Origin of the sequence: Rhizobium sp. 862_C5_N1_2 (genome assembly GCF_051811205.1) — a bacterium.
GTDB classification, from domain to species: domain Bacteria; phylum Pseudomonadota; class Alphaproteobacteria; order Rhizobiales; family Rhizobiaceae; genus Rhizobium; species Rhizobium leguminosarum.
Window position 1 is genome coordinate 2,544,834 of record NZ_JBPWPT010000001.1, and the last position, 26,993, is coordinate 2,571,826.

Below are 26,993 nucleotides of genomic sequence, written 5' to 3' on the forward strand. Positions count from 1 at the left end.
TGGTGAGGAGGCCCGAAGGGCCGTTTCGAACCACGAGGGCGGGTGATTGTGTGGGTGCAGGCTGCATGCTGGCTGGATGAAGTGCCGGTGGCCCAGCCCCGTCCTTCGATGCCCCTTAGGGGCGCCTCAGGACGAGGCGGAAGAGGACTGGCGTCACTTCAGGATGACACTGGAGGGAAGCCCGCGCCGCCCTTTTTCTGCCGCCAGGCAAGCGGCGTCATATCCGTAACTCGGCGGAATTCGCGGTTGAAATTTGACTTGGTCTGGAAGCCTACCTCGAACATCACTTCGGTCACCGATTTCTGGGTAGAGGCAAGCAGCCGGCAGGCCTCGCCGATCCTGTAATCATTGACATATTGCGAGACGTTCTTGTCCATCGCCCTGTTGATCGCCGTCGAGATCTGGCGGGCGGGAATGCCGGCCTTGCGGGCCAGCCGGTCGAGATTGAGATTGGCGTCGCGATAGAGCCTCTTTGCCTCCATCAGCGCATCGACCGTGGCGATCGTCTCCTTGTCCTCGGTCGTTTCGAGCTTCAGCGCCGCCTCCATCGTCTCGGCCGGCGCCCGGCTTCGGCTGGCGGCGGCGGCCGCAATGCCGAGGATGACAAGGACGGCAAGGTTGCTGGCGCTGATCAGCGTCAGCGCATGCTCGCCATGCGTCCATGTGAAGTCGAGAAAGACGAAGATATCGACCGAGGCCGACAGGCACAGCGCCGCCGCCGCGAAGATGATTGCCCGATAGGCCGGCACCGCTCCCTCGAAGGGCGCAAGCCGAAGCGCATCCGCGCCCGGCCGCATCAGAAGCAGGATCGCCAGGGCATAACCAACGAAAACAAGCACCAGCGCGATATCGATTACATCCCGCCAGACCACCATCAACAAGAGGATGACGGCAGCGGGCACGGCATGCAGCGCAATCCGCGCCGCCAGCGGCCGCCGGCTCGTCCTCACCAGCCTGGAAACCCCGGCATAGGCAAGCGGCGGCACCATCGCCGCGGTGACGGGCGCGATCACACCCACAGCCTGCACCCCGTAGCCCCAGCGCAGCCCGGAGAGGACGGATTGCAGCACGGCGAGGAGGATCAGTGCCAGAAACGGCCGGTTGGGCTGCGTCTCCTCGTCGCGCCGGAGGACGGTGACGAAGAGGACAAGCAGCAGAAGGGCAACGACGAAGGGAAGCGGAACGAACAGCATGGCCTGGTAGGATCGGAGTGGCGAATAGATGGCCATCATTGCCGAGATCCTCGCCCGGCGCGACCTCCATCATGTTTTAGGACGCGTTTTAGGCTGGGATTTTTGTGAATGCCTGCCGTGATACCTCCTCCGACCCTTTGGGCCGCCGGCCGCAACTCTCAATCCGCCGTTGAGGTCTGCATGGATGTTTTCCAGCCAACCCGACAGGCTGTCGAGATCGGCGACATCGCAAGTCCGGGTGATCAGCGCAGGCACAACCGCCTGCGCCGTGTCTTTCGGAAAGTTGCTCTACGAGACCTGCCTAGCCGAGAGCGCTTTGTGCAGCACAAATCCGATCGACCAAAGCATCAAGATCGCCCCTTGGCGGGCGATTCTTGGCCAGGCGCTGCTTGAGATGCATGATCGGCTCCGCCAGAATTTCATCAAGGCTCTCGGCGCAGGTGAAGTCGCCTGCCACGCTTTTGACCTTTGAGTTGTCAAAGATTGCCGACCACGCCTTGTCGCCCCGGAGAGGTCCAACCCACTCCGGATTGTAGCGGACCAAGGTGTCCGTCGGCACGTGTACGATCCTGGCCTCGACATCCAGCAATCTGGCGATCGCCGTTTGAATATCGTTCCAGATGTGGGCGCGGTCGGAGGTGATATGGAAGATCTCGTTCAGCGCCGCTGGCTTGCCGAAAAGTCCGACAAAGGGCACCGCAAAATCGACCGAGCGGGTCAGCGTCCAGGGCGTATGGCCATCGCCCGCCACGATGGTGGGCTCACCATCCAGCATGCGTCTCGCCATGACATCGCTGTCGCCCATCATGATGGGCAGGCCCGTGCGAACGGTGTGACTGGGACGGACGATGGTCCAGGCGAGATTCTGGGAATTCTTGAGCAGCGTCTCGCAGGCAATCTTGTCCTGGCTATAGCGCCAGTAGGGGTTGATCGCCGGTGTCTGCTCGGTAATCACGTAGTGGCGCGGTGGCTTTTCATAGACCGAGGCCGAAGAGATGAAGATGTACTGGCTACAGTGCCCCGCAAACACATCGATATCGCGCGCGATCTGATCGGGTGTAAAGGCAATGAACTGGCAGACAACGTCATAATTGGCTTTGGACAAGTCCACATAGGCGGGTGCCGCGAGATCGCCGACGATCGAGGTAACCCCCGCAGGCAATGGGTCGCCTCTCAAACTGCGGTTGTAGACGCTGACATGGTGACCCTGGGCCACAGCGCGCTCGACGCACGGATATGAAATCTGGCCGGTACCGCCAACGAAAAGGATTTTCAAAGCCATGGGAAGGACCTCGGTGTCGGATGTGGCGGGATATGCGGTCAGTCTTCATAGCGCGAAAGAAAATGGTCGTCTCCTGCAAAATCAGGCGCACCGGGTCACATCGTTTGATCGACCTGCCCCCTATCAACGTTGTGACATTCCGCATAGGCCGATCGGTCGGCGTGAGGTTCGACCGCAGCCAACCATTGCCGATAACGCAAAGATCTCTATCTCAAGCGAATGACGCAGCTAATGTTTGATATCAGCACAAGACCGAGGCTCTCTTGAAAGATTATCTGCCCTATGCAGCTGGGGCGCTGGCAGGTTTGCTGGTCGCCTTCCTCATGTCTGGCCTGTTGGGGCTGACGGAGACACCGCAGCTCGTGCTTTTTGCATTGCTGCCGGCAGTCGGCGGCGCGGTCGTTGAACGCGTTTGCCATCGCCGGCCGAACAATTCTTGAAGAGCTCCATGGCAAGGCTGAAAGAAATCGTCATTGATTGCGACATTCCCTCGCGTGTCGCCCAGTTCTGGGCGGAGGCGCTCGAAGGCTACGAAGTGATGCCATATGACGACGACGAACTGGCCCGCCTGGCCGCTCTCGGACTGACGCCAGAAACTGACCCGACCGTGATGGTCGAAGGTCCCGGAACCCGCCTTTGCTTCCACCTCCGCCAGGGGGAACGTCCCGCCCGCAACCGGCTTCATTTCGATATTGCCACCCCCGATCGGGCCAGGGAGGTAGAGCGGCTTTTATCCCTCGGAGCGACCTTCGTCCGGGAAGCAGATGGCTACACGGTCTTGAATGATCCCGAAGGCAACAATTTCTGCGTGGCGTCCGAATAGTCCGCGCCGCGCCGAAGCCGCGACGCAGGATGAACGGCACCCATCTCAGGACGGCTTGCCGGAGCCAAACCGGATCTCTCGCGGAATGTCTGGATCAGACGCGATTCAGGAACTCGATCACGCGGAGGGTGAGCAGCGCGGTCGCATCGGCGTCATAGGACGGCAGCGAGCAATCGGCAAAGCAGTGCTGATCGCCTGGGTACAGGAAAAGCTCCGCGTCTTCGACCTTCGCGACGATCTCGCGGGCGGCGTCGATGTCGCCCTCACCTGTGAAGATCGGATCGTTGTCCATGCCGTGGATCTGCACCGCGACGCCGTCCGGCCAGGGTCCGAAGGCCCACTCGCCGCTGATCGGCAGGCAGGAATAGAAGAGCAACGCCCCTCGGGCGCCGGGCCGTGTCTGCGCCAGCTTCTGCGCCGGCAGCACGCCGAACGAGAACCCAGCATAGACGAGCCCGGGCGGCAATTCGTCGGCGACCCGGACACCGCGCTCCCTGACTTCGTCGAATCCGATCTCCCCGATGTAGGCGAGACCCTCTTCGATGCTCGGGAATGTGCGTCCGTTAAACAGGTCAGGCGTGTGCACGATATGGCCGGCTGCCCTGATGTCATCGGCGACCGCGCGCACACCCGGGGTCAGCCCTTGTGCGTGGTGAAACAACAGGACCTCAGCCATACGGAGCCTCCGGGTGGGATAGTCGGGCCAACATTCTGCAACTCTACAGCGTCATTCCCTCGCCGGAAAGACGTCAGGTGCGGGCCAGGCCGTCGATCGCCCTCGCCAGCTTCACGAGATCTGCGGCGTAGAACCCGGCAGCATTGAGACAGTTCGTCTCGAGCAGCTTCAGTCCCTCTTCTGTCCGACAGACATCGATGACATAAGCTTGGGAGTAGCCGGGGTTGATGTCGACCATGCGCTGCCCGAAGTCCAGCGCATCGTCATCGATCTCGTGGCGATGGACGACACGCGATCCGTCTTTGTAGAGCGAATAGGTGACGATCCGACCGTCGACGACCCAGAGACGCCATTCGCGCAGGATGCGAACGGGCTCGGTGAGCATCAGCAGCGTGTCGTGACGAAGTGAACCCTTGGGGATTTCATCTTCGTCGAGCGCCACCACCCTCTCTGCCATGCGGATGATCTCGCCGGTCGATTTAACATTTCCGGGCTCCTCCTTGCTGTCGTCGACCGGGCGCAGGAACCAATCCCTGCCGTCATCCGCCAGACGCTGGGGGACATCCTGGAGTGTCAGGAACAGCGCATCAGCACCGTTGAGGAGGTAAGGGTGCCACGCCTGTTCGTGAACAAAAGGACGCAGTTTAAAAACACCCGGCCGGTAACCGTTCGCCTCGGCGTTCTTCCACAGCGTGTAGGAGCCGAACATGACCACTGAACCCGGATCAGCAACGACCGGCTCGGGGATGAGCTCGCCGACAAACGGTACGACCTTGTGCCATGTGTAGGAGATTTCGAGCTGGTCGAGCGCCTCGGCCAGCTTGTTGGTATCTTCGAACTGCTGGAGAAGCCACTGCATTCTGTTCCCTGCCTTTCTTACAATCCGTCGGACTATCAAAAAGCAATTTAAAAAGGAACAGCCGTAGTATTACAGCTATGTGTGGCAGCAGGAACCGTTTCCGATGTCGTCGGGCGAAGGCTGGAGGCGACTGTCGACACTTTGGCCGTTTCCTTCCGGCGGCAGGTCCATGGCGATGTTGGACGCGAAGAAGCCGTTCGGTTTCAACGTGAAGCCGGCATATTCCACGGGCATGATCGGAAAATCCTCGGGCTTGCAGACATGGGTATGGCCAAAGGAATGCCAGAGCACGACATCGGCATTCTCGATATTACGGTTCTGCTTGACATAACCAGGCAGACCGTCGCCGCCGGCGTGCACGTTTGGGTAATCGCCGCTTGCATATTTTTCCCTGGCATCGAAGGCGGTGACCCAGATGTGTTTCTTGGCGAAGCCGCCGCGCTGGGCAACGGTCGAATCCGGCTGGGCAAGCATGACAGGCGACGGCATGACGACAATCTTGTAGCCTGGCGCCTTGCCGACACTGTTCTGGATGTTGGGGTTGGAGACTTTCCAGTAACGGCCGGTCTCGCCATTGGCGAGGGCCGGGGAGTCGAGTTCGCGCTTCAGCACACGGGTCCTGGTATCGAAGACATTGCCATAGCGATTGTCTTCACCCCAGGGACGCGGCACGAACTCATGTTCGGTCACGGTATTGTCGCCGCCGTCGACATCCATGTGCAGGCGCGCATTGAAGAAATGCTGGTGGGTCGGACCGCCGAGATTGTCATCGACCATGCCGCCCCATGGATAGGTTTCGCCGGTCGCGACCGCCGCCGTCTGGATGATGCCGGTGAGCTTGGCTTCGAGTTGGATCGTGCCGTCCTGGTAGAGATACCAGTAGAAGCCGTAATCGTAGTTGCCGACGGTTGCGAAGAAGGAGATGACGAGGCGGCGCGAACGGCGCACTTCGAAAATACCGTTGCGGAATTCGTAATGCTTCCAGAGGATGCCGTAATCTTCCTCATGCATGCAGATGGCGTTCTTCATGGTGAAGGGCTGGCCGAAATCATCCGCCGCCGGCACGTCGAAATAGTGAATATGGCCGAGGCAGTCGCAGCCGAGTTCGAGGCAATTGGCCAGGCGTCCGAGGCCATATTCGCCGGCATCGAAGGCGCTCTTCCAATAGTGGTTCGCGGTCGGGTCGGCGTAAGGCACGACCATTTCAGTGACACTGGCGCGAAAGACGACTGGCCGAAGCCTACCCTGATCCTTGATGCCGAGTTCATGCAGAACGAGGCCCTCGCGCGGGGTGAAACCGACACGGAAACTCCAGTTCTGCCATTCGACTTTCCAGCCGTCGACAGTAAAGCTCGGCCCTTGCGGCTGAACGATATTCAGCGGCTTGAGATCGGGCCGCGGTTCCGGGAAGGTTTCGCGGCCATAATTGCGCTTCTTCCTCGGGACCGGAATGATCTTCTCGTCGTCGACGAGATCGACCACTCGGTTGGTGATCAGATCGACCACAGCCACCACGCCCTCGATCGGATGCGCGTAGCCGTTGTCACGGATATCCTCGCGCCAATAGGACACGGCGCGGACGATGCGCTTTCCCTTCTCGAACTCGCGGCCAAAATAGCCCGAGGAAAAAGGATCGATCTGGATGAGCGGAATATCCTCGTCGGTAATGCCGCGTTTCTTGACGGCAGCGATCCAGCGCGGATCGGATTTGACGGTGCCTTCAACGGTTTCGAATTCGCACAGCATGATCGGCGGCTGGCCATAGGGCGGTTCATCGAGAGGCAGCCGGTTATAGGAGCACACCGTGCCGGTAGTCAGGTCGACGATGCCCTCGAAGGTTTCGCCATTGCTGATGTCGATTGCCAGGATGAAGGCGAGGCGCGGCAGCCTGTCGCCCAGGCGATGGGCGGCAAGATCCGCCTTGGTCGGCTCCTCCAGCCGGGTTATCGGAAAGCGGAAGGTGGGTGCGAGTGTCTGCCTATCCTTGAGTATGGCAACGGCAGAAGCGATCTCAGCGAGGCTCAGGGGATCGAGCGGATGGGTGACTGCGACAACGGCGTCCATTGGTATACCTCTTGGTTTCGGGCCTCTTGGTTTCGGGAGAGACGACGCACCATGGCGCGTCGCAAGCTGCGGTGATCAGGATCGACCGGAGCAGATCTGCGTATCGATCATCATCAGGTTTGGATGAATGCAGAACACCGAGCAGAAGGCGTGGGCCTCGACGGCAACCAGCAATGTTGCGCCGGCAAGGATCGCGACCGCGAGAACCAGAAGGCGATCGACGGGTGTACATTCAGCAACGGCACTCATTTGAAGACCTTTCCGAGCGAGGCGTAGAGAGCGGGCTTGGATCTCTTGATCCGGATCGCAAACAGCGCGCCAAGAATGCCCACCAGCACCATGGCATAGGGGAAAGCCTTGACGATCAGGCTTTCGCTGCCGGAAAGGAGTGAAAGATTGGAACTGACCAGCACCAGCGAACCCATGAGGCCGAGGAGCGCGAGCATCGGAGCGGTCATTGTGGTCCAGGCGCTGTAGCTGTTCGGCGTCTTGCGGAAGAACGTGATGATCGCGACCGAGACAAGCACCTGCACCAGCAGGATACCGATACCCGCAAGCGCCGCCATCCACGAGAACACGACGGTGTAAGGATCGGCGCCGAAGATCACGAACAGCGCAAGGACGACGCCCGCGATCAGACTTTGCAGCAGACCTGCAGCATAGGGTGAGCCATGCTTGGCGTGAACCTTGCCAAGCACCTGTGCGGCCAGGCCTTCACGGCCAAGGGCGAAGAAATAGCGGTTGAGCGTATTGTGGAAGGACAGGATGCAGGCAAACAGGCTGGTGATCAGCAGCACGTTCATCGCCTGGCTCGACCATGCGCCAAGCACGGAATTGGCGGCGGTGAAGTAGAAGCTGTCAAGGCTGGCAGCCGCAGCAGCCTGCACCTTGCCCGGACCGTAGAATTGCACGATTGCCCAGGTGGAAAAGGCATAGAAGAGGGTGATGAGCAGCACGGCAACATAGGTGGCGCGGGGAATGGTCTTTTCCGGATCTTCGGCTTCCTCGCCGAAAATGGCCGTAGCTTCGAAGCCGATGAAGGAACCGATGACGAAGACCAGCGCCACACCAAGACCGGGCGCGAAGACCGACGATGGCGCAAAGGAGGAGAAGCTGATGCCTTCTGGTCCGCCGCCTGAAACGACGATGGCAAGATCCAGAACCAGCAATATGGCGATTTCGGCAATCATGCAGACGCCGAGGATCGCGCCTGAGAAGGCGATGTTGCGCTGACCGCAGACCAGCACGACGACGAGTGCTGCGAAGGCCCAAGCCCACCAGGGCAGGACCAACCCAAGCGGCGCTATGGCATTGGCCATGAAGAAACCGAACAGGCCATAAATGGCGATCTGAACCGCGCTATAGGTGACCAGCGCCATGAAGGCGCCACCCACGCCAGCCGGCTTGCCGATGCCATGGGTGATATAGGTGTAGAAGGCTCCTGCCCCGCCCACATGCCGGCTCATGGCGGTGAAGCCGACCGAGAAGAGCAGGTAGAGCAGGCCGGCAAGCACGAAAGCGCCGGGGACGCCTGCGCCATTGCCAAAAGCGAAGGCGGCCGGCGAAGCGCCGACGACGGCCGTGAGCGGCGCGGCCGCAGCAACGACGAAGAACACGATGTGGGCGAGGCCCACCGAGTCCTTGGCCAGACGACGCTCCGGCGATGATGGTGCGGGCATGCTTGCTTCAAGTGTCATGGAGAACCCCTCTTTGCTTGTCTGTTGCGAAGAAGGTAAGCGCGGCGATCTGGCCCCGAAATTGCAGTTTATGCCAATGAATCGATAATTCGCGCCACGAAGGTCACCGGAGACGCTGAAAATGGCAGTTGCATCGCATTTGATCAGCCGCATGCCCGCAGTTGCTTCAATTCGAGCCTCCGTTTTGATCCCGCTGGTGCAACAAATCGATAAAAGATCCGGGAAAACCGACCTTCTTCTGGCTTCACACGGCATTCTGCGCTCGCAACTGGAAGACCCCTATGCTGTCCTGCCCATGGCGCGTTATGTCGCGCTGTTCGAGGATGCGGCGACCATAACCGGCGAACCGGCACTGGGAGCCCGCATGGGCACCGGATTCAAGCCCGCCGACATCGGCCCTATCGGCATGCTCTTTGCGCTCTCGCCGACCATTCGCAGCGCTTTCGAACGGCTGTCGAAATATGTCAACGCGGTCCAGGGCGCGACCAGTTCCGGCGTGTTCGAGGAGAATGGCGATTTTGTCTGGACCTACCGGATCGTCGATCCCAGCATGTGGCCACGCCGGCAGGACAGCGAATTCACGATTGCCGCCTCGTGTCAGCTCGTCCGGTCGTGCTTCCGCCGTGGCTGGCGGCCGATCGAAATCCAGCTCGAGCATCAGACCCCGCGCGACGCCAGCGTGCTGGAACGCATCTATGGCGCGCCCATCCTGTTCGGCCAATCCGGCAACCGGATCGTCATGAACAAGGCGGATGCCGATCGTGTGTACCGTTCGGAAGACAAAAGCCTGATCGAAATCCTGGAACGGCATATCGGCGATCTGGTCAACGAGCCAGCGGCCGGTGATGTCGTCACGGAAAAGGTCCAGGCTCTGATCAGCATCTATCTCGGCCAAAGGCCGATCACGGTCGCAACCCTCGCCGCCGAACTGAAGATGTCGCCGCGAAGCCTGCAGCGCCGACTGTCGGAGGAAGGCGTGTCGCTTCGCGATCTCGTTCGCCAGCACCGCCAAACACTCGCCGCCCATTATCTCGGCGACCAACAAGTCGCACCGATGTCCGAGATTGCGCGTGTGCTAGGTTATGCAGACAACACGGTGCTCTGGCGTGCGCTGCGGTCCTGGGAGAAGAAGGGAAACCACCTATCTTCGAGACGTTGATCGAAGATGTAAAAGTAAAGCAAATACGATCGGACCGACAACGAAGACCGCCGATTGCTGCCCTACGGCCCAGCCCCAAAGAAGGCGAGCCGAGTGAAGATCGTATAGTCCGCTTCCGATACCATCAGCGCGACAAAAACCAGCACCAGCAGCGGCGGCAGCAGAATGGCATAGACGAGCGCCAGCCGTTCCCAGGCCATGTGCATGAAGACGGCGACGATCAGACCGGCCTTCAGCATCATGAACAGCAGGATCAGCGTCCACCTCAAGTAGCTCTGGACGCCGAGATAATCGACCATGTAGGACGCTGCGCTGAGCACGAAGAGCAGGCCCCAGACCAGGAGATAGAGCCGGATCGGGTGCTGCTGTCCGGTGTGTGCTTGTGCGTGCACCGTTTGGCTTTGTGCATGCGCCGTTGTTTCGCTCATGACGACCTCACCACAGATAGAAGCCCTACCACAGATAAAAAAACGCGAAAATGAAGACCCAGACCAGGTCGACGAAGTGCCAGTAGAGGCCCATGATCTCAACGGCCTCGTAGCGGCCTTTCCGGCTCGTGAAAAAGCCGCGCCGTTCCTGGTCAAAATCGCCGCGCCAGACTTTGCGGGCGACGATGAGGAGGAAGATAACGCCGATCGTCACGTGGGTGCCGTGAAAGCCGGTGATCATGAAGAAGGTCGATCCGAACTGTGCCGCCCCCCACGGGTTCTCCCAGGGACGCACGCCTTCGGTGATCAGCTTCGTCCATTCGAAGGCCTGCATGCCGACGAAACATGCGCCCAGAACGGCCGTCAGCAGCATCAGGATCGCCGTCGTGCGGCGGTCGCGGCGATAGCCGAAATTGACCGCCATCGCCATGGTGCCGCTGCTGGAGATCAGCACGAAGGTCATGATCGCAATCAGGATCAGCGGCACGTCCTGGCCGCCGATATGCAGCGCGAAGACCTCGCTCGGATTGGGCCATGGAACGGGCGTCGACATGCGGGCGGTCATATAGGCGATCAGGAAGCAGCCGAAGACGAAGGTGTCGCTGAGCAGAAAGATCCACATCATCGCCTTGCCCCAGGAGGCGGTCTTGAAGGCGCGCTGATCCGAGCTGAAATCGGCGGCGACACCGCGCAGGCCGGCGGGCCTTACGTCTGGCTCACCGTGTATCCCGATAGTCTGTGCCATCTGCAAATCTCCTAGTTCAGAAGTGTGCGGCAGAGATCGACGAAATCATTCGCCCAGCCAGCAAAGAGCGCGAAGAGCAAGAGCCAGACGGCGAGCATGAAATGCGAATAAATGGCGGAAAGATCGACGCTGAGGCGCAGCCTCTCCGGCGCAATGTCGGTAGAGAATGCCCTGACCGTCGTGTGCGAAAGCACGGCAAGCCCGCCGAGGATATGCAGGCCGTGCAGGCCGGTCAGCATGTAGAAGAAGCTGTTTGAAGGATTGTCGGCAAGCACGTAGCCGGCTGATACCAGCTCCCGCCATACCTGGACCTGTCCGACGAGAAAAGCGACGGCAAGGACAAACGCGGCGGCAAGCGCCGGCCGCAGGTTTTCCATGCGGCCATGCCCCGCTTCTCGTTTGGCCCATTGCAGCGCGGCGCTGCTCAAGGCGAGTGCTGCGGTGTTCACCCAGAGAAGGCGCGGAACCGGCATTGCCCACCAATCGGCGGACGCCATGCGCATGAAATAGGCGCTGACGGCAAGACTGAAGACGGCGCCGACGACGCCGAGAAACACGAAGAGACCGATTTTCACTGCCGGCGCGGGCGACTGTTGCCGGTCGACGCCGTCATGAGCCGGCAGCTGTACTGACCCGGTTTCCAGCCAGGGCTTCGAGGTCAGCCGTTGCCCTGCCAGCCACCAGATGATGACGGCGCCGATGGCGGCAAGGAAGACCAGGATGACGTTCATGCGTGGACCTCCCGGGTTACGCCGCCGCCTGACGGTACATTCTGCGGAATGAAATCCTCGGCCGCCCCCGGCACGCTGTAGTCATAGGCCCAGCGGTAGACGACAGGCAGATCCTTGCCCCAGTTGCCATGCGCGGGCGGCGTCTGCGGCGTCTGCCATTCGAGCGTCGTTGCCCGCCATGGATTGCCACCGGACTCCCTGCCCCGGAAAAGACTCCAGACCAGATTGAACAGGAAAACCATCTGCCCGACCCCGACGATCAGCGCCATGACGGTGATGAAGATGTTCAGCGTATGGGCCGAAGGCGGAACGAAGGCCGTCTCTCCCATCTCGAAGTAGCGTCGCGGCACGCCGAGCAGGCCGAGATAGTGCATCGGAAAGAAGATCGCATAGGTGCCGAGGAAGGTGATCCAGAAGTGGATATGGCCGAGCACGTCGTTCAGCATGCGTCCCGTGACCTTCGGATACCAGTGATAGATCGCCCCGAAGATGACGAGGATCGGCGCCACACCCATGACCATGTGGAAATGCGCGACGACGAACATCGTATCCGACAGCGGCACGTCGACGACGACGTTGCCAAGGAAGAGGCCGGTCAGACCGCCATTGACGAACGTGACGATGAAGGCGAGCGCAAAAAGCATCGGCAGCGTCAGGTGGATGTCGCCGCGCCAGAGCGTCAGCACCCAGTTGTAGACCTTGATCGCCGTCGGGACGGCGATGATCAGCGTCGTGGTGGCGAAGAAGAAGCCGAAGGCCGGGTTCATGCCGCTGACATACATGTGGTGCGCCCATACGACGAAGCTCAGCGCCCCGATGATGACGATCGCCCAGACCATCATGCGATAGCCGAAGATGTTCTTGCGCGCATGCGTGCTGATCAGATCCGAAACAATACCGAAGGCCGGGAGTGCGACGATATAGACCTCCGGATGCCCGAAGAACCAGAAGAGGTGCTGGAACAGGATCGGGCTGCCGCCGCCGTGCTGCAGCTGCGTGCCCATTTCGACGATGGCGGGCATAAAGAAGCTCGTGCCGAGCACGCGATCGAACATCATCATGACGCAGGCGACGAAGAGCGCGGGAAAGGCAAGCAGCGCCATCACGGTCGCGGTGAAGATGCCCCAGACGGTGAGCGGCATCCGCATCAACGTCATGCCGCGCGCCCGCCCCTGCAGCACGGTCACCACATAGTTCAGCCCGCCCATGGTGAAGCCAATAATGAAGACGATCAGCGAGGAGAGCATCAAGAGGATGCCCCAGTCCTTGCCGCCAGGCGTGCCTGACAGAACCGATTGCGGCGGATAAAGCGTCCAGCCCGCCCCCGTCGGGCCGCCGGGCGCGAAAAAGCCGGCGGCGAGGATCAGCACCGCAAGCAGATAGATCCAGTAGCTCAGCATGTTCGCGTAAGGGAAGACCATGTCGCGCGCGCCGACCATCAGCGGAATGAGATAATTGCCGAAGCCGCCGAGGAAGAGCGCAGTCAGGAGATAGATCACCATGATCATGCCGTGCATGGTGATGAATTGGTAATAGTGATCGGCATCGATGAAGGCGAAATAGCCGGGAAAGGCGAGCTGAATCCGCATCAGCCAGGAGAGCACCAGCGCCACCAGGCCGATTGCGATGGCGGTGATCGAATATTGCACGGCGATGATCTTGGCATCCTGGCTGAACACATATTTCGTCCACCAGCTATGTGGATGATAAAGCTCGACATCCTCGACTTCGGCGGAGGGGATGGCGCCAGCACTACCGGATGGAATGCTTCCGGATGGAATCTCGACCATGATCTCTCTCCTCCCTTTTCCCCGCCGGTTCCTTGAACCGGCACGCCGCCTGACCGGTTCAGTTTGCCGGCGGCAACGCTTCCGATGACGCCGTCAACTGGGTGAATGTCTGCTGCTGCCCGAGCCAGGTCTGATAGTCCGCATCCTCGTCAACGACGACGGTGCCGCGCATTTGCGGATGGCCGACGCCGCAGAGTTCGGCGCAGAGAATCTCGAAGGTCCCCGTCCGCGTTGGCGTGAACCAGAAATAGGTGATCATGCCGGGGATCATGTCCATCTTGGCGCGGAATTCCGGCACATAGAAATCGTGGAGCACATCGACGGAGCGCAGCAATATGTGCACCGGCTTGCCGATCGGCAGATGCAACTCGCCGCCCTCGATGATAACGTCGTCGAGACCGCTTGCGTCATTCTTGTCGAGGCCGAGCGGATTTTCCGGGGTGACGTCGCGCGTCTCGGCGCGGCCGAGCTTTCCGTCGGCTCCGGGCAGCCGGAAGCTCCATAGCCACTGCTGGCTGACGACCTCAACCGATGCGGCATCGGCAGGCACCGTGATGAACTGGTTCCAGACGATGAGGCCGGGTGCCAGCATCGCCGCGACGCCGAGCGCCGTTCCTCCTCCCAGCAGCAATTCCAGCCTGCGGTTCTCGGGCTCATAATGCGCCTTGTTGCCCGGCTTGTGCCGGAAGCGGAAGACACAATAGGCCATGAACGAAACCACCGCCACGAAGACGATGCCGGTGATCCAGAAGGTGATGACGAGGGTGCTGTCGATATAGGTCCAGTTGGACGCGATCGGCGTCCACCACCACGGGCTCAGCACATGGAACAGCACGGAGCCGACGACAATCAGGACGAGGATCAGCACGACAGCCATTTCCGCTCCTCCCTGAGCAGTCGACCCGTGAAACCGCATTCCGTAAAAAAGTCTGTTTTATTATCGCACAGATAGAAAATATCGGCAATTACGGCAATTTAGGCATGCGCCGCCGGCCGCGAACCGTCGTTTGGAGTATTGCTGCCCATCATTGGGAATACTGCTTGAGATAGGCGATGAGATCGGTGATCTCCTTGTCGTCCTTCACGCCGACGAAGGCCATTTTCGTGCCCTTCACCTTCGCTTTCGGATTGTGGAGATAGTCGCGCAGCACTGTCTCGTCCCAGACGAGACCACCCTCGCCGGCAGCCTTCATTCCGGCCGAATAGGCAAAATTCGGATGCGTCCCGGCCTTTCTGCCGAACAGCTTGTTCAGCGACGGGCCGACCTTGTTCGTATCGGTATCGGCGACATGACAGGTCGCGCATTTCTTGAAAACGGTGGCACCCGCCGTTGCATCGCCCTCCTGCGCCCCGGCGTTACCAGGGAAAAGAGCAATCACGAATGCGCCGATCAGCAGAACAACACGGTAATCCATGGCAAACCTCATCCTCCTCAAGGTTGCCAGCCACTCACACCCTCCGTTATCTCTCGCGTGTGAGTGGTGGTTGTATGGCGTAAAGCTTAGTCCTTCACGATAGCAAGTCAATCGCTTCCACAATTGGGACGCGGGCCAGGCCTGGTCCAGTCCTCCCGGGAGGGTCCGTCACCCTCGAGGATTGGATATTGACGCGGGTATCGGCGACGACATACTTGACCGTCGGCTTCAAGGCCGCCCTCGAAACCAGCCCAGGAAAGGCGCGCAATGTCGATTGCTGAAATTCTGTCTTTTGCTTTCGTCACCGCGCTGCTGATCATCTCCCCCGGGCCCAACGGCATCCTCATCGCCAAGACGGTGCCGGCCTCGGGGCGTGGCGCCGGTTTCGCCAATATTGCCGGCTTCGTCGCCGCCTTCTATGTGCACGGCACCCTGTCGATCTGCGGCATCTCGCTGCTGCTGGCGCAGTCGGCGCAGGCCTTCCTCGTCGTCAAGATGATTGGCGCCGCCTATCTCTGCTGGATCGGTATCAAGGCGCTGGTCGGTGCTTGGCGCGGTTATGCTTCCGTGACGTCAGTGGCCCCTTCCCGTAAGGTAAGGCACCTCCCCCGCGCCTTCCTCGAGGGGTTCCTCACCAACGCCCTGAATCCGAAAGTGTCGATGTTCTACCTCGCGGTCTTCCCGCAGTTCATCTATCACGATGCCAATGGCCGGGCCGCGATCGGCGAGGCTTTCCTTCTGGTCACCGTCCATGCCAGCCTCAACGTCATCTGGTTCGGCTCGATGGTTCTGCTCTTTGCGAGGCTCGCCAGAGCTGCGCGCAACCAGCGCTTCCAGCGCTGGCTGAAAGCCGCGACAGGCGTGGTCTTCATCGGCTTCGGCGCCAAGATGGCGACATTGCAGGCCGGATAGCGAAGACAGGCAAACCGCCTTCGTCACGGAAAGGCTGGGCGAACGTCCGGAGGGCGGCAACAGGATCAGCGACCTGCCGCCGGGACTGGCTATCATACTGGCCTCGCGCAACCTCAACCGCCGCCATTTAACTACGCCCCGATTGAAAGCGCCTCCTTGACCGCCAAATCGGCCATGGCAAGCACCGCCTCGCGGGTCCTGGCGGCGGCGATGAAGCGGCCGTTGTGGCAGAAGCTTGCGCCCTCTATGCCGCAAACCGCCTCCAGTGCGCCATTGGTGAGCCCGGCCCAGGCCGCCGGCAGATCAGCCCTGAGCTCGAACCCCTCCTCGGCGCGGCGAATGCCGGTCACGCACCAGTCCTTTTCGCGCGGATGAACGACGAACAGCAGGTGATCGGCGCTCGCCTTGACGATGGCGGGACGGAAAGGCATGCCCCTCGGCAATTCCAAAACACGCCCCTGCCCCGCAGCTTCGATTGCCCGATGCACAATCGCCTCGGCCCGCAATTTTGCGGCACTCTGGGCGATCCTGGCCTCAACGAAACTGCGGGCGATGGCAAGAGCGGCGTGGAAGGCGCGGTTATCAGCCTCAGGGTCCGCTTCGTCGAAAACCGGTTTCAGGGTCTCCAGCAGCGCCGGCAGCGTCAACCCGGCCAACGGCCCCGAGGGGCTGAGCGCGCCATTATCAGTCAGATCGACCGGCAGCACGAAGCTGGCGTCGAAAGAGCCGTGCATCGCTTCCACATGTGCTTCGGGAAGGCCGAAGGCTGTGAGATAATCACGGCCGTAATGCTTCCAGATCAGGCCGAACGAGCTGTAGGGCTGGCCATCGTCGCGCAGCGGCGCGCCGCGCTGGTGGTGATCGAACATCCCGGCTGCAGGGTCATAGGCTCCGCCGACATCATAGATGATCCGGTCTTCGCCCGGCGTGATCCACTCCGGCGCCCGGCTGCGGACGATACGCGCCTGCGGGAAAAGCCGGGTCAGGATGACGCTCGACAGCAATTCGTCGGCATGAAAGCCACCGGAATGGGTGACGAGGAAATCGGGGATCATGGGAGCTATGCGCCTTGTCGTTCGCGGAGAGTCCGCTTGCAGGTCGGCACCAAATAACCGTTGCTGGCTGCTATCTCAACCCATACCTTAAATCGGAGTCGATTTAAGAATAAAATGATGCAGCAATCCAATGTGTTACAGCGTCCTTTCTGACGTCACCGCGATACCGGCCTCTAGCGGGATTCATCGAAGCCCCTGAAGGGTGCATCAGGAGTAAGTCCGTGGAGATTCCCCAGCACTTTCACGTCGCCGAGACGGCAGGATGGTTTGTGAACCACCGCATCAATTCTGCCCTTCCCGGTTACCTCATGATCAGCTCCAAGACCGACACCAACGATCTGTCGGATTTGTCCGAAGATGCTTTGGCTGAATTCGGCCCATTGCTCGCAAGAGCTCAAAGTGCCTTGAAACAGCAATTGAATGCTCAGCGCGTCTATATCGGCCGATACGGGCACACGCCTGGTTACCCGATCCATTTTCATGTGATCCCGATATATGACTGGGTGGAGGAGTTGTTCTGGAAGGACGCTCGCTATCGTCTGCTCGAGAATTTCGCGGAGGGACCAGGGGAAACCGCAACGGATGGCGCGGAACTGACGCTATTTGTCTGGCGCGAGTTCTGCGAACGCGCAGAGCCGCCACCGGTCAAAGGGCCATCGGTCTCAGAGGCCATCGAGCTGCTGCGGGAGACAATGCGGTTTTCGGCGCCTGAAGCCTAAGACAACACCGTTCCCGGCTGTCTTGCGACAAGCGCCCGGCTGGCCGCCGCGCCGGCATGCAGGCAGATGAGCCCGATCGCCGCCAGAGAATTGATTAGCAGAACATTCGCCACCACCGCTGCCGAAAACGCGCCCTCACCTGACGGAAGCACCGCCGTTGCAGCAAACAGCGCGCCTTCATAGGCAACGAACCCGGCCAGGAAGGCGCCGGCCATCGTAACGGTAAGATCTGTCGACAGACGAAGTACCCCGAGCGCCGTAGCCAGGCACGCAAATGCCGCGATACCGATCGCCAGACCCCAGGCATAACTGTCCCAGGTCTGGGGATAACCGAGCACGAGATATCCGACCATCTGGTTGGCAAGCCAGGCCAGCAGAACCGCCGTCACCGCCATCCGCCGGGGAAGAATGACAGCCGATACCGCCGCCAAGGCCACGAAGGGCGTTATGCAGGCGAAAAGCAGGCTGAGAGCGACGCTCGCACCTGAAATGACGACGACCCAGGCGACAGCGAAGCCGGGTGCGACAGGGCGCAGGGGAAGCTGATTTCGTTCGAGCATCTCGAAACTCCATTCGACCGCAAGAAATAATACGCCAGTCCGGGAAAAAGGCTAGCGAGGCCATACCTCCTCTTGAGATCGAAATTCCCCGCCATTCCTCAATCCATGACGTATTGGATATGATGCCGGCCGTGCACGGCCGATTTCTGGACATGGGCGCGAACGCCGAAGACCCGGCCGATCATATCCTCCGTCAGCACCTCCTCCGGCGCCCCCGAGGCGACGACCTCGCCTTTCTGAAGCACCGCCAGCCTGTCGCAGAACATCGCCGCCAGATTGAGATCGTGCAGTGCGACGATGCAGGTGATGCCGAGCTTCGAGATCAGCGAGAGAATGTCGAGCTGATGCTGGATATCGAGATGGTTGGTCGGCTCGTCGAGCAGCAGTTCGCTCGGCGCCTGCGCCAGCGATCTGGCAATATGGACGCGCTGGCGCTCACCGCCCGACAGCGTCTGCCAGAGCTGGCCCGCCCTCTCCCGCATGCCCGTCCGCGACAGGGCCTCGTCGACGGCTGCGTCGTCTCCGGCGCCCCAGGACGACAACAGCCCGCGATGCGGCGTGCGGCCGAGCCGCACCACGTCGCGCACCGTCAATTGCGTATCCGTCGTCGTCTGCTGCTCGACGAAGGCGACGCGCCGCGCAAGCGCTGCGCGCGACAGCGAGGATATATCGTCATCACCCAGCCGGATGACGCCGCTGCGAACCTTGCGCAGCCGGCAAATCAATCTGAGAAGGCTCGATTTGCCGGAACCGTTCGGCCCAAGCAGGCCGAACACCTTGCCCCTTTCCACCGTTAGGCTGACGCCGTTGACGATGACGGTATCGCCGGCGGCAAAGCTTACCTCGTCGACGCTGATGCTCATGCATTCCCTCGCACGCGATAGAGGATGATGGCGAAGGCCGGCGCGCCGAAGAGTGCGGTGACGACGCCGATCGGCAGGATTTGCTGCGGTATGATGACGCGCGAAACAATATCGGCGCCGACCATGTAAATCGCACCGCCGAGCGCTGTTGCCGGCAGCAGCCGCCCATGCCCCGGCCCGACGAGGAAGCGGGCGGCGTGAGGGATGACGAGGCCAACGAAGCCGATCGAACCCACCATGCTGACGACGCTTGCCGTCATCGCCGCCGTCATGCCGAACAGCACGATTTGGACGCGGCGTACGGCAATGCCGAGCGAGGCGGCAGCATCCGTGCCAAAAGCGAAGGCGTCCAGCGCCCGCACATGGGCCATGCAGATGATGAAGCCGGCAAGCGCGATCGGCACCGACAGATAGACATCGGGCCAGCGCACGCCACTGAGCGAACCCAAAAGCCAGAACAGGATGCCGCGCGCCTGCTCGGCATTCGCCGAAGTCGTCACGATGTAGGAGGTCAGCGCATTGAAGAGCTGCGAACCGGCGACGCCGCAAAGGATGATGCGCTCGCCGCTTCCTCCCGCACCCGTTGCCAGGAAGCCGACCAGCAGAAAGGCGATCACCGCACCGATGAAGGCGCCGCTCGAGAGGCCGAGAATACCGTAGCCGAAGCCGAGGATCATCACGCAGACGGCGCCCGTCGAGGCGCCGGCGGAGATGCCGAGCACATAGGGTTCGGCCAGCGGATTGCGCAGCAGCGCCTGCAGGATCGCACCGGAGAGCGAGAGCGATGCGCCGGCGCTGGCCGCGACGAGCGCGCGGCTCAGACGATAATCCCAGACGATGCCCTGGTGGATGCGGCTGATCTCGAAATTCGTTCCGAACAGCCGGTTCGAGACCGCCTCCGCCGTGGTCGCAACGGGAATTGCGATCTCGCCGATGGAAACGGCAAGGCTGATCATCAGCCCGAGCAGGAGAAGTGCTACAATGGTGAGCGCGGCAAGCGCCCACCATCCCTGTTGCCTGACCGACATTGCCTTCACTGCGCCAGGCCGAAGGACTTGATGCCGTTCGCCAATGTCTCGATGCCATCGATCGTGCGGATCGTCGGGTTCATCGACTGCGCGTCCATCATCACGAAGTGCTTGTTTTTGACCGCGTCGAGCTCCTTGGTCACAGGGTCGTTCTCAAGAAAATCGACCTTGACCTTAGGATCGTCAGCCGCGTAACGGCGGCGGTCCATGGTCGCGAGCACGATGACGGCAGGGTTCGCCTGGGCGATGGTTTCCCAACCGACCAGCGGCCATTCCTCTTCCGTGGTGACGACGTTCTTCGCACCGATCGTCTTCAGGATATAGGCGGGCGCGCTGTTCTTGCCGGCGATGAAGGCATCGCCGTTGACCTCTTTGCTGGAGAACCAGAAGACGACGGGCAAGTTCTTGCCCGATGCGCCCGATATCGAAGCGACGGCATCCGCCTCGCGCTTCTTCAGCGCCGAAATCAGCGCATCGCCGCGGTCCTTCACGTCGAAAATCTCCGAGAGCTCGGCGACTTCCTGGTAGATCAGCTCCATCGTGAACAATTCCCCGCGCACGCCGTCGCCGCCATCGGTGTTGACCTTGGCGACGCAATCCGCCGGCGCGAGATATGTATTGATCCCGAGATCCTTGAACTGCTCCCGCTTGCCGACGGAGCCCTGCGCGCCGACATGCCATTCGAACTCGGCCGCCACTAGGTCGGGCTCCTGCCCGACGACGGATTCGAAGCTCGGATCGTTGTCGGCAAGTCGCTTTATCTTGCTGTTGGCCTCGGCATATTGCGGCAGGACTGGACCGACCCAGACGGCCGTCCCGGCGACCTTGTCGGCAAGGCCGAGCGAGAAAAGAATTTCGGTCATGCCCTGGCCGATCGAAACGATCCTGGCGGGCGCCTTCTGAAAAGTCACCTGCTGGCCGCAATTACTGACGGTCAGGGGGTAGTGGGTCGCGGCAAGGCTTGGTGCCGCAAGGCCGGCGAGCCCGAAGGCAAATGTCATGGCGGCGAGAATCTGGCGCATGGAAAACCTCGATGAAGGAAAAAATGACGGCCGTTCCGCGCATGTGCGCGGACCGAAAGCACGCTTAGGCGTGCCCTAGCCGCAGGAGGCCCAATCGAGACGGATGCATGCCGGAATTCGGCGAAGGTTCAGCAGGTCAATCATATCTGTTCCTTGTCCGGGCATCCCCGCCCGGTTGATTGGATCGTGATTGACGGCAGGTCTCCTGGCTTGCGGATATCCGTCGTTACATCCGCCTTCCCGCGATATCCGCAGTGGCAGGGCCATGGGCCCTTCAGAGATGGCCAGTCGCTGGCCACTCCTGAGATGATCGACAATCCGCTTACAGTTGCGGGGGCAGCCACGGTCTCGGTCCCTACTGGGTCGTCCTCACCGTGTTCCCTATTAATCCCCTTGGAGTCATCTTCAGGGAACCGTCGAACCCAGTTACGTCGCAGACCTGCACGACGTCAATGATGATTCCGAAGGAGCCATCCCACCAGCGGATAAATATGTTGCGATCGCCTCCGCCCGCCGCATCGCCGAAGCCTACCGCACCTGGGGCAAAGGCGCCCACTCCCAGCCCCGGCCGCCTCTACAACGCATCCAGCGGTATCTTCAAATACCGCCGGCCGTTCCCCTCCGGCTCGGGCAACCGCCCGCCGCGAATATTGACCTGCAGCGCATGCAGCATCAGCTTCGGCTTCGGCAGCGTGCGGTCGCGCGCCTGGCGCAGCGCGATGAAGCCGGCCTCGTCGATGCCTGCGATATGAGGATTGGCGCTTTTCTGGGCGGTCACCGTGCTTTCCCAGCGCGGGTGGCGGCCGCCGGGCTGGTAGTCGTGGCCGGAAAAGAGCCGGGTCTCCTCGGGCAGCAATAGGATGGCCTGGATCGAGTGCCAGAGGGCACTGGCGCTGCCGCCCGGAAAATCGGTTCGCGCCGTGCCGGAATCCGGCGTGAACACTGTGTCGTGCACGAAGGCGGCGTCGCCGATTACATAGGTCACTGAGGCGAGTGTGTGCCCGGGCGAAAACATCACGCGGGCTTTAAGCGCACCGATCTCGAAGGTGTCGCCATCGGCAAACAGCTGGTCCCATTGCGAGCCGTCGGTTTTAAGCGCCGGCCAGTTGTAGATCTCCTTCCAGAGCGTCTGGACGTCGGTGACATGAGCGCCGATCGCGGTCGGCGCACCGGTCTTTCCGTTGATGTAATGCGCGGCGGAGAAATGATCGGCATGCGGATGCGTGTCGAGGATCCACTCGACCGTCAGCCCTTCACTTTTGATATGAGCGAGGATGGCGTCGGCATTGGCCGTTCCCGTCGCCCCCGACATTTCGTCGAAATCGAGCACTGGGTCGATGATGGCGCAGCGTTTCGTCGCCGGGTCGGAAACGACATATTGCACAGTGGAGGTGCGGGGCTCGAAGAAGGCCTTCACATGAGCCGCCTGCCCTGCCCGCTTCTCCAGAAAGCGGCGCGCGCCGGCAAGATCGAAGCCGAGGTTTTGACCGAAGGCCTCGACATCTCCGGGCTTCATCCGGCCGTCGAGCACCTCGCCCAGCGCGTAGAGCGTCAATGCCCGTGTGCCGCTCTTGCAATGGGCGACGACCGGTCCCTTCGCCTGCGCCATCGCCGCCTGGAAGGCGCGGATATCGGCCTCGGTGATCTCGGTCCCCTTCACCGGCACGAAGCTGTAGGCGAGCCCGGCGGCGGCGGCGGAAGCCTTTTCCGAGGTATTGCCCGGCTGCCCCGGCTCCTCGCCATCCGGCCGGGCATTGATGACGGCGGCAAAGCCATCAGCCGCGAAGGCGGCAAAACCTGCGGCGTCGGGCTGCCCCGCCACCGATATCAGCTCATTGACCCTCACGGATGTCATCGAAGCCCCCGCGCTGCCCGCACCAGGCATTATCGCACGTATATCGACACAATCTCACAAGTATATTGCCGAACGCAAGAATAGGCGCTTGGTATTTCTCTGCACCTGTCGCCGATCCGCAAAGCCTGACGAAACCGGCGGGAGACGCCGCCCAAACTCCCGCCCATCCCGGCCGAGTATCGTCAAAACGACAGCGTCGCAGCACCTTCCTTGATCTCGGCATGCATGGCGCTGGCGCCGACGATGACGACACCGTCGAGCAAGTCTTCCTGCGTGTAGCCGCGCGAGGTCACGCAGGGCGGGCAAGCCCAGATCGTGCCGCCGCGCTGCTGGAAATTCTCGATCAGGCTCGACAGCGGATCGAGCGGCGGCACATGCGTCATGCGCTGGCCGCCCTTGCGCACCAGGTCGATCCCGGTGCTGGTGAGGAACACCGAGACCTTCAGCCCGGCGGTGATGCCGCCATTGGCAATGGTGAAGGCGACGGAGGACAGTTCGGATTCGATGCCTTTGGTGACGAGCACGACCAGTTTGTCGCTTTGGGTTTGCATAGTATTCTCCCGTTTGTCAGGGTGAACAGCGTTCACCCGGTTTGAACGAGCTGATGATAGGAGGGTGCGCGGGGCGCGTATTTGGCCGGAATGCGTGAAGCCTTGTCCGAAAATCCAGGCGCTGCGGGTGTCGCGCGTGACGACGTGCTGTCGGCGCTGCTGTCGACGATCCGCCTGTCGGGATCACTGCAGTTCTGCTTCATGCCGACGGGCGACTGGCAGACCGATGCCACGCCGGCCTTGGCGAGCCTTTCGGCGAAGGCTTCGGGCACGATGCCGTTTCACATCGTTGTGGAGGGCCGCTGCTGGCTGAAGACGGAAGGTGAAGAGGCCGATCTCGAGGCGGGCGACGTGCTGGTCTTTCCCTTCGGCACCGGACATCAGCTCGGCGCGGGAAGAGACGGCAAGCTGGTGCTGCCGACCCGCGACCTGCCGCAAAAGCCGTGGCGTGAGATTCCCGTGCTGCGCTACGGCGAGGCCGCGCAAGGCGTGCGGCTGCTCTGCGGCTATCTGCAATGGGACGGGCTGAGCTTTGCGCCGCTGCGTCAGGCGCTGCCCAGGCTGATCCATGTCAGGACACGAGCAGCCAATGACGGCGACTGGCTGCGCGCCACCATCCGCCAGATGGTCGAGGAGGTCGACAGGCCGCGCGCCGGTGGCGTCTCGATGCTGCCGCGGCTGACCGAAATCATCTTCATCGAGATCCTGCGCCATCAGATCATGATGGCCGAGTCGCGTTCCGTCGGCTGGCTGGCAGCGCTCGGCGACCCCGCGCTCTCGCGCTGCCTCTCCCTCATTCATGACGATCCCAGACGCGACTGGTCGCTGGAGCAACTGGCGGCGGCCTCCGGCCTCTCGCGCAGCGCCCTCGCCGATCGCTTCCAGACGGTGCTCTCGACCTCGCCGATCCGCTATATCAGGGACTGGCGGCTTTACCTCGCAAGCGTCGCACTCGCCACATCGGGCCAGCCGATCGCGGCGATAGCTTATGAGGCCGGCTATGCCACCGAAGCCGCCTTCAACCGCGCCTTCTCCCGCGCCTTCGCCACCCCGCCGGCCGCGTGGCGGGCGATGGCGCAGGCGTAGAGGCTGATCGGTTCAATAGGCGCCAATGCTCAAGAGAGATTGGTAGGGAGAAGCCACGACATCCATGGGTGGAAAAAATCAAGGGATGCGCTAATTAGAAACACCATCAAAATTTGGAGCGAGCCTTGGATTCCGAATCCCCTCAGCCACTCACAGCTCGCTTTCCTGTCGGTGGCGGGGAAATTGGCCGGCTGATCCAGACCCGCGACTGGAGCAAAACGCCGCTCGGTCCTCTCGACCTCTGGCCGCAAAGTCTGAAGACGGCCACCAACATGCTCCTGCTTTCACCCGTGCCAATCGTTCTTCTATGGGGCGAAGACGGCGTGATGATCTATAACGACGCCTACTCCGTGTTCGCAGGCAGCCGTCATCCCGATCTTCTCGGTTCGAAGGTCCGCGAGGGCTGGAGCGAAATTGCCGACTTTAATGACAATGTAATGAAAGTCGGACTGTCAGGGAAAACACTCGCCTACGAGAATCAGGAGCTGACGCTGTTGCGCCACGGCAGTCCGGCTCCTGCCTGGATGAACCTCGACTATTCCCCCGTCCTCGACGAAAGCGGAAAACCCGCCGGCGTCATCGCGATCGTCGTCGAAACCACGAGAAGCGTCCTTGCCCAGCGTCGGCTGCGCGAGAGCGAAGAGAGGTTCAGGGCGTTCACGACCGCGACGACCGACATCGTCTACCGTATGAGCGCCGACTGGAAGGAGATGCAGCAGCTCGACGGGCGCAACGTTCTCGCAGACACGGCCAATCCAACTGTCGCGTGGCAGGAGGCCTATCTGTTTCCCGAGGACATTCCCGCGATCCAGGCGGTGATCGACGAGGCCATCACAAGCAAGGGTGTTTTCGAATGTGAGCATCGCGTCCGGCGGGCCGACGGCAGTACGTCGAATGGTTTGGGGCCGCGACCGATATCACCGAGCGGCGACGCAAGCAGCAACAGCTGGAACTTATCGTTCATGAGCTCAACCATCGCGTTAAGAACAATCTGGCGATGGTGCAGGCTTTTGCGTACCGCACCTTCCGCGATGCTGAAGACATCCCTCGTGCACTGGACAGTTTCACGGCGCGGCTGGTGTCGCTCGGCCGTGCCAATGATCTGTTGACAGGCGAACTGTGGAGCAGCGCGTCGTTGAAACAGACGCTCGACCAGGCGACCGTTCCGCATCGGCCGGACGGCGAGCGATGGAAGCTGACCGGAGACGATATCCGGGTTTCCGCAAAAACGGCCCTGGCGCTGACCATGGCCTTTCACGAACTCGGCACAAACGCTGTCCGTCATGGCGCATGGTCGAATGATGGCGGCGCCGTCAGCGTCAAATGCTCCCTCCAAATCATCGACGACGGAACGCAACGCTACCGCATAGACTGGGACGAACATGGCGGACCGCGTGTCGAGCAGCCGAAAAGGAAGGGATTCGGCACGGTCCTCATCCAGCGCGGCCTTGCCGCGGAGACCGGAGGCAGTGTGGATATCTCGTTCGCCGAAACGGGTTTTTCCTTCCGTCTCGACGCTCCCGCAGACCGTCTGCGGAATGAATGACATGGCCAAACGCGTCCTTGTCGTTGAAGATGAAATGACCATCGCCATGATGATCGAGGACATGCTCATGGACCTCGGTCACGAAGTGGTCGCGACAGCCGCGCGCTTGCCCACGGCGCTGGAGGTTGCCGGCGACGGTAATCTTGATTTCGTCATTCTCGATGTGAACCTCGCCGGGCATCAGTCATTCCCGGTGGCGGCAGTCCTTCAGCAGCGCGGTATCCCGTTTGCCTTTGCAACCGGATATGGGCCAGCGGGTATTGATCCCGCCTTTGCCGGCCGGCCGGTGCTGACCAAGCCGTTCACAACTGCCGATCTTGCCGCTGTCATCGAAACTGTCGGCTGAGACCCAAGAGGGCCGACGCCCAGCCAAAAGCCGCCCCAATGAGACTTGTTGTGGCGGACGATGGCGCAGGGCTGAGGATCCGATCAACACCCTGATGATCGATCAGCGCGGTTGCGGGCCTGTCAATCCGAGGGCCAGCGTGATGTCGTTGATGATCCCCAGTCGCGCTTCGATCACCGCGATTTTCTCGGGCGTATCAGCACCAAAAGCCTCGATATCGATGAACAATTGCTCGCAGCCGCCTGGCTTGACCGTGCCGAACATCTGGCCGGGTTCGTCGCCTATGTTTCGCCAGCTGTGCGGCACATGTGGCGGCAGAACGACGACGGTTCCCACAGGCGCGTCGAACGCCTCGTCGCCGCATTGGAATCGATAGAGCCCGCGGATGACCCGAAAGACTTCCGTCTCCCGCGTATGCGTGTGCGGGGCCGGGCCATGACCGGGCGGTGTGAAGGTTTCCCACATCCCGAACGCGCCGCCGGTCTCGGCGGCCGTGGCATGGATGACGATCCTCGCGCCAAAGGGCGTCCTCGCCACGCGCTCCTTGCCGGGCAAAGAGACGACGGCGTTCCTGAAACTCGACATATC

General features: G+C 61.3%; 30 protein-coding genes and 1 riboswitch. Of the genes, 9 read left to right on the plus strand and 21 right to left on the minus strand.

What is annotated here, in order from left to right; translation table 11 throughout:
* Nucleotides 1-158 precede the first annotated feature (158 nt).
* Both ACD590_RS12890 and ACD590_RS12895 read right to left on the minus strand, forming a co-directional pair.
* On the minus strand, nt 159-1,232 hold the full coding sequence (locus ACD590_RS12890) for a helix-turn-helix domain-containing protein (RefSeq protein WP_439002702.1): 1,074 nt from the start codon (nt 1,230-1,232) through the stop codon (nt 159-161).
* A 262-nt stretch (nt 1,233-1,494) separates the two neighbouring features.
* On the minus strand, nt 1,495-2,475 hold the full coding sequence (locus ACD590_RS12895) for an SDR family oxidoreductase (protein WP_439002703.1): 981 nt from the start codon (nt 2,473-2,475) through the stop codon (nt 1,495-1,497).
* A 263-nt stretch (nt 2,476-2,738) separates the two neighbouring features.
* Here ACD590_RS12895 and ACD590_RS12900 point away from each other — a divergent pair, with 263 nt between their 5' ends.
* Both ACD590_RS12900 and ACD590_RS12905 read left to right on the plus strand, forming a co-directional pair.
* Nucleotides 2,739-2,915, plus strand: coding sequence for a hypothetical protein (locus tag ACD590_RS12900; protein WP_018242615.1), 177 nt, complete (start codon nt 2,739-2,741; stop codon nt 2,913-2,915).
* Nucleotides 2,916-2,923: 8 nt separating this feature from the next.
* Complete coding sequence (locus tag ACD590_RS12905) at nt 2,924-3,298, plus strand: VOC family protein (RefSeq protein ID WP_439002704.1); 375 nt, start codon at nt 2,924-2,926, stop codon at nt 3,296-3,298.
* 94 nt (nt 3,299-3,392) lie between these two features.
* On the opposite strand, the gene ACD590_RS12910 is transcribed toward ACD590_RS12905, so the two are convergent.
* The 5 genes from ACD590_RS12910 to ACD590_RS12930 all read right to left on the minus strand — a co-directional run bounded on the left by ACD590_RS12910 (nt 3,393) and on the right by ACD590_RS12930 (nt 8,594).
* Complete coding sequence (locus ACD590_RS12910; RefSeq protein ID WP_439020864.1) at nt 3,393-3,974, minus strand: dienelactone hydrolase family protein; 582 nt, start codon at nt 3,972-3,974, stop codon at nt 3,393-3,395.
* Nucleotides 3,975-4,047: 73 nt separating this feature from the next.
* On the minus strand, nt 4,048-4,833 hold the full coding sequence (locus ACD590_RS12915) for an ATP-grasp domain-containing protein (protein WP_439002706.1): 786 nt from the start codon (nt 4,831-4,833) through the stop codon (nt 4,048-4,050).
* A gap of 75 nt (nt 4,834-4,908) precedes the next feature.
* The gene (locus ACD590_RS12920; protein ID WP_439002707.1) at nt 4,909-6,897 is read right to left on the minus strand and encodes a primary-amine oxidase; all 1,989 of its coding nucleotides are present in this window, start codon (nt 6,895-6,897) and stop codon (nt 4,909-4,911) included.
* A gap of 75 nt (nt 6,898-6,972) precedes the next feature.
* Nucleotides 6,973-7,146 carry a hypothetical protein gene (locus tag ACD590_RS12925; RefSeq protein WP_439002708.1) on the minus strand — a complete coding sequence of 58 codons (174 nt, stop codon included), beginning with the start codon at nt 7,144-7,146 and terminating at the stop codon, nt 6,973-6,975.
* Nucleotides 7,143-8,594, minus strand: a complete 1,452-nt coding sequence (locus ACD590_RS12930; RefSeq protein WP_439002709.1) for an APC family permease — start codon at nt 8,592-8,594, stop codon at nt 7,143-7,145. The genes ACD590_RS12925 and ACD590_RS12930 overlap by 4 nt, the downstream gene beginning before the upstream one ends.
* Before the next feature lie 121 nt (nt 8,595-8,715).
* On the opposite strand from ACD590_RS12930, the gene ACD590_RS12935 reads away from it, so the two are divergent.
* Nucleotides 8,716-9,753, plus strand: a complete 1,038-nt coding sequence (locus ACD590_RS12935; protein ID WP_439002710.1) for an AraC family transcriptional regulator — start codon at nt 8,716-8,718, stop codon at nt 9,751-9,753.
* A gap of 62 nt (nt 9,754-9,815) precedes the next feature.
* Here ACD590_RS12935 and ACD590_RS12940 read toward each other — a convergent pair whose 3' ends face one another.
* The 6 genes from ACD590_RS12940 to ACD590_RS12965 form a co-directional block, all read right to left on the minus strand.
* Entirely contained in the window at nt 9,816-10,181 is a 366-nt protein-coding gene (locus ACD590_RS12940) for a cytochrome C oxidase subunit IV family protein (RefSeq protein WP_018242624.1), read from the minus strand.
* 25 nt (nt 10,182-10,206) lie between these two features.
* Nucleotides 10,207-10,926: a heme-copper oxidase subunit III family protein gene (locus tag ACD590_RS12945; protein ID WP_018242625.1), complete on the minus strand. Its 720-nt coding sequence runs from the start codon at nt 10,924-10,926 to the stop codon at nt 10,207-10,209.
* Nucleotides 10,927-10,937: 11 nt separating this feature from the next.
* Nucleotides 10,938-11,657 carry a cytochrome c oxidase subunit 3 gene (locus ACD590_RS12950; protein WP_210067642.1) on the minus strand — a complete coding sequence of 240 codons (720 nt, stop codon included), beginning with the start codon at nt 11,655-11,657 and terminating at the stop codon, nt 10,938-10,940.
* Nucleotides 11,654-13,447, minus strand: a complete 1,794-nt coding sequence (ctaD, locus tag ACD590_RS12955; protein ID WP_168332092.1) for a cytochrome c oxidase subunit I — start codon at nt 13,445-13,447, stop codon at nt 11,654-11,656. The genes ACD590_RS12950 and ctaD overlap by 4 nt, the downstream gene beginning before the upstream one ends.
* 58 nt (nt 13,448-13,505) lie before the next feature.
* On the minus strand, nt 13,506-14,324 hold the full coding sequence (locus ACD590_RS12960; protein ID WP_018242628.1) for a cytochrome c oxidase subunit II: 819 nt from the start codon (nt 14,322-14,324) through the stop codon (nt 13,506-13,508).
* Nucleotides 14,325-14,472: 148 nt separating this feature from the next.
* Entirely contained in the window at nt 14,473-14,862 is a 390-nt protein-coding gene (locus ACD590_RS12965; protein ID WP_018242629.1) for a c-type cytochrome, read from the minus strand.
* 267 nt (nt 14,863-15,129) lie between these two features.
* Between ACD590_RS12965 and ACD590_RS12970 the strand changes: the two genes are divergently transcribed.
* The gene (locus ACD590_RS12970) at nt 15,130-15,774 is read left to right on the plus strand and encodes a LysE family translocator (RefSeq protein ID WP_113543558.1); all 645 of its coding nucleotides are present in this window, start codon (nt 15,130-15,132) and stop codon (nt 15,772-15,774) included.
* Nucleotides 15,775-15,905: 131 nt separating this feature from the next.
* Here ACD590_RS12970 and ACD590_RS12975 read toward each other — a convergent pair whose 3' ends face one another.
* A complete protein-coding gene (locus tag ACD590_RS12975) occupies nt 15,906-16,829 on the minus strand; it encodes an MYG1 family protein (RefSeq protein ID WP_018242631.1) in 924 nt (307 codons plus the stop codon).
* Nucleotides 16,830-17,050: 221 nt separating this feature from the next.
* On the opposite strand from ACD590_RS12975, the gene ACD590_RS12980 reads away from it, so the two are divergent.
* A complete protein-coding gene (locus tag ACD590_RS12980; protein WP_130716991.1) occupies nt 17,051-17,548 on the plus strand; it encodes an HIT family protein in 498 nt (165 codons plus the stop codon).
* On the opposite strand, the gene ACD590_RS12985 is transcribed toward ACD590_RS12980, so the two are convergent.
* The 6 genes from ACD590_RS12985 to ACD590_RS13010 all read right to left on the minus strand — a co-directional run bounded on the left by ACD590_RS12985 (nt 17,545) and on the right by ACD590_RS13010 (nt 23,427).
* On the minus strand, nt 17,545-18,108 hold the full coding sequence (locus ACD590_RS12985) for a hypothetical protein (protein ID WP_018242633.1): 564 nt from the start codon (nt 18,106-18,108) through the stop codon (nt 17,545-17,547). The genes ACD590_RS12980 and ACD590_RS12985 overlap by 4 nt on opposite strands.
* Before the next feature lie 98 nt (nt 18,109-18,206).
* Nucleotides 18,207-18,971: an ABC transporter ATP-binding protein gene (locus ACD590_RS12990; protein ID WP_018447109.1), complete on the minus strand. Its 765-nt coding sequence runs from the start codon at nt 18,969-18,971 to the stop codon at nt 18,207-18,209.
* Nucleotides 18,968-19,999 (minus strand): FecCD family ABC transporter permease, encoded by a 1,032-nt coding sequence (locus tag ACD590_RS12995; RefSeq protein ID WP_439002711.1) that lies wholly within the window; start codon nt 19,997-19,999, stop codon nt 18,968-18,970. The genes ACD590_RS12990 and ACD590_RS12995 overlap by 4 nt, the downstream gene beginning before the upstream one ends.
* 5 nt (nt 20,000-20,004) lie before the next feature.
* On the minus strand, nt 20,005-21,021 hold the full coding sequence (locus tag ACD590_RS13000; protein WP_439002712.1) for an ABC transporter substrate-binding protein: 1,017 nt from the start codon (nt 21,019-21,021) through the stop codon (nt 20,005-20,007).
* A 178-nt stretch (nt 21,022-21,199) separates the two neighbouring features.
* Nucleotides 21,200-21,454, minus strand: a riboswitch (cobalamin riboswitch).
* 141 nt (nt 21,455-21,595) lie between these two features.
* On the minus strand, nt 21,596-22,876 hold the full coding sequence (blh, locus tag ACD590_RS13005; RefSeq protein WP_439002713.1) for a bifunctional sulfur transferase/dioxygenase Blh: 1,281 nt from the start codon (nt 22,874-22,876) through the stop codon (nt 21,596-21,598).
* Nucleotides 22,877-23,058: 182 nt separating this feature from the next.
* Nucleotides 23,059-23,427 (minus strand): DsrE family protein, encoded by a 369-nt coding sequence (locus ACD590_RS13010; protein WP_018242638.1) that lies wholly within the window; start codon nt 23,425-23,427, stop codon nt 23,059-23,061.
* Nucleotides 23,428-23,517: 90 nt separating this feature from the next.
* On the opposite strand from ACD590_RS13010, the gene ACD590_RS13015 reads away from it, so the two are divergent.
* From ACD590_RS13015 to ACD590_RS13030, 4 genes are all read left to right on the plus strand, one after another.
* Nucleotides 23,518-24,513, plus strand: a complete 996-nt coding sequence (locus ACD590_RS13015; protein ID WP_439003533.1) for an AraC family transcriptional regulator — start codon at nt 23,518-23,520, stop codon at nt 24,511-24,513.
* A gap of 125 nt (nt 24,514-24,638) precedes the next feature.
* Complete coding sequence (locus ACD590_RS13020) at nt 24,639-25,622, plus strand: PAS domain-containing protein (RefSeq protein WP_439002714.1); 984 nt, start codon at nt 24,639-24,641, stop codon at nt 25,620-25,622.
* Complete coding sequence (locus ACD590_RS13025) at nt 25,511-26,059, plus strand: sensor histidine kinase (protein ID WP_439002715.1); 549 nt, start codon at nt 25,511-25,513, stop codon at nt 26,057-26,059. Before ACD590_RS13020 ends, ACD590_RS13025 begins: the two co-directional genes overlap by 112 nt.
* Before the next feature lies 1 nt (nt 26,060).
* A complete protein-coding gene (locus ACD590_RS13030; protein ID WP_128400411.1) occupies nt 26,061-26,405 on the plus strand; it encodes a response regulator in 345 nt (114 codons plus the stop codon).
* Nucleotides 26,406-26,507: 102 nt separating this feature from the next.
* On the opposite strand, the gene ACD590_RS13035 is transcribed toward ACD590_RS13030, so the two are convergent.
* Entirely contained in the window at nt 26,508-26,990 is a 483-nt protein-coding gene (locus tag ACD590_RS13035; protein WP_439002716.1) for a cupin domain-containing protein, read from the minus strand.
* Between the last annotated feature and the right edge of the window lie 3 nt (nt 26,991-26,993).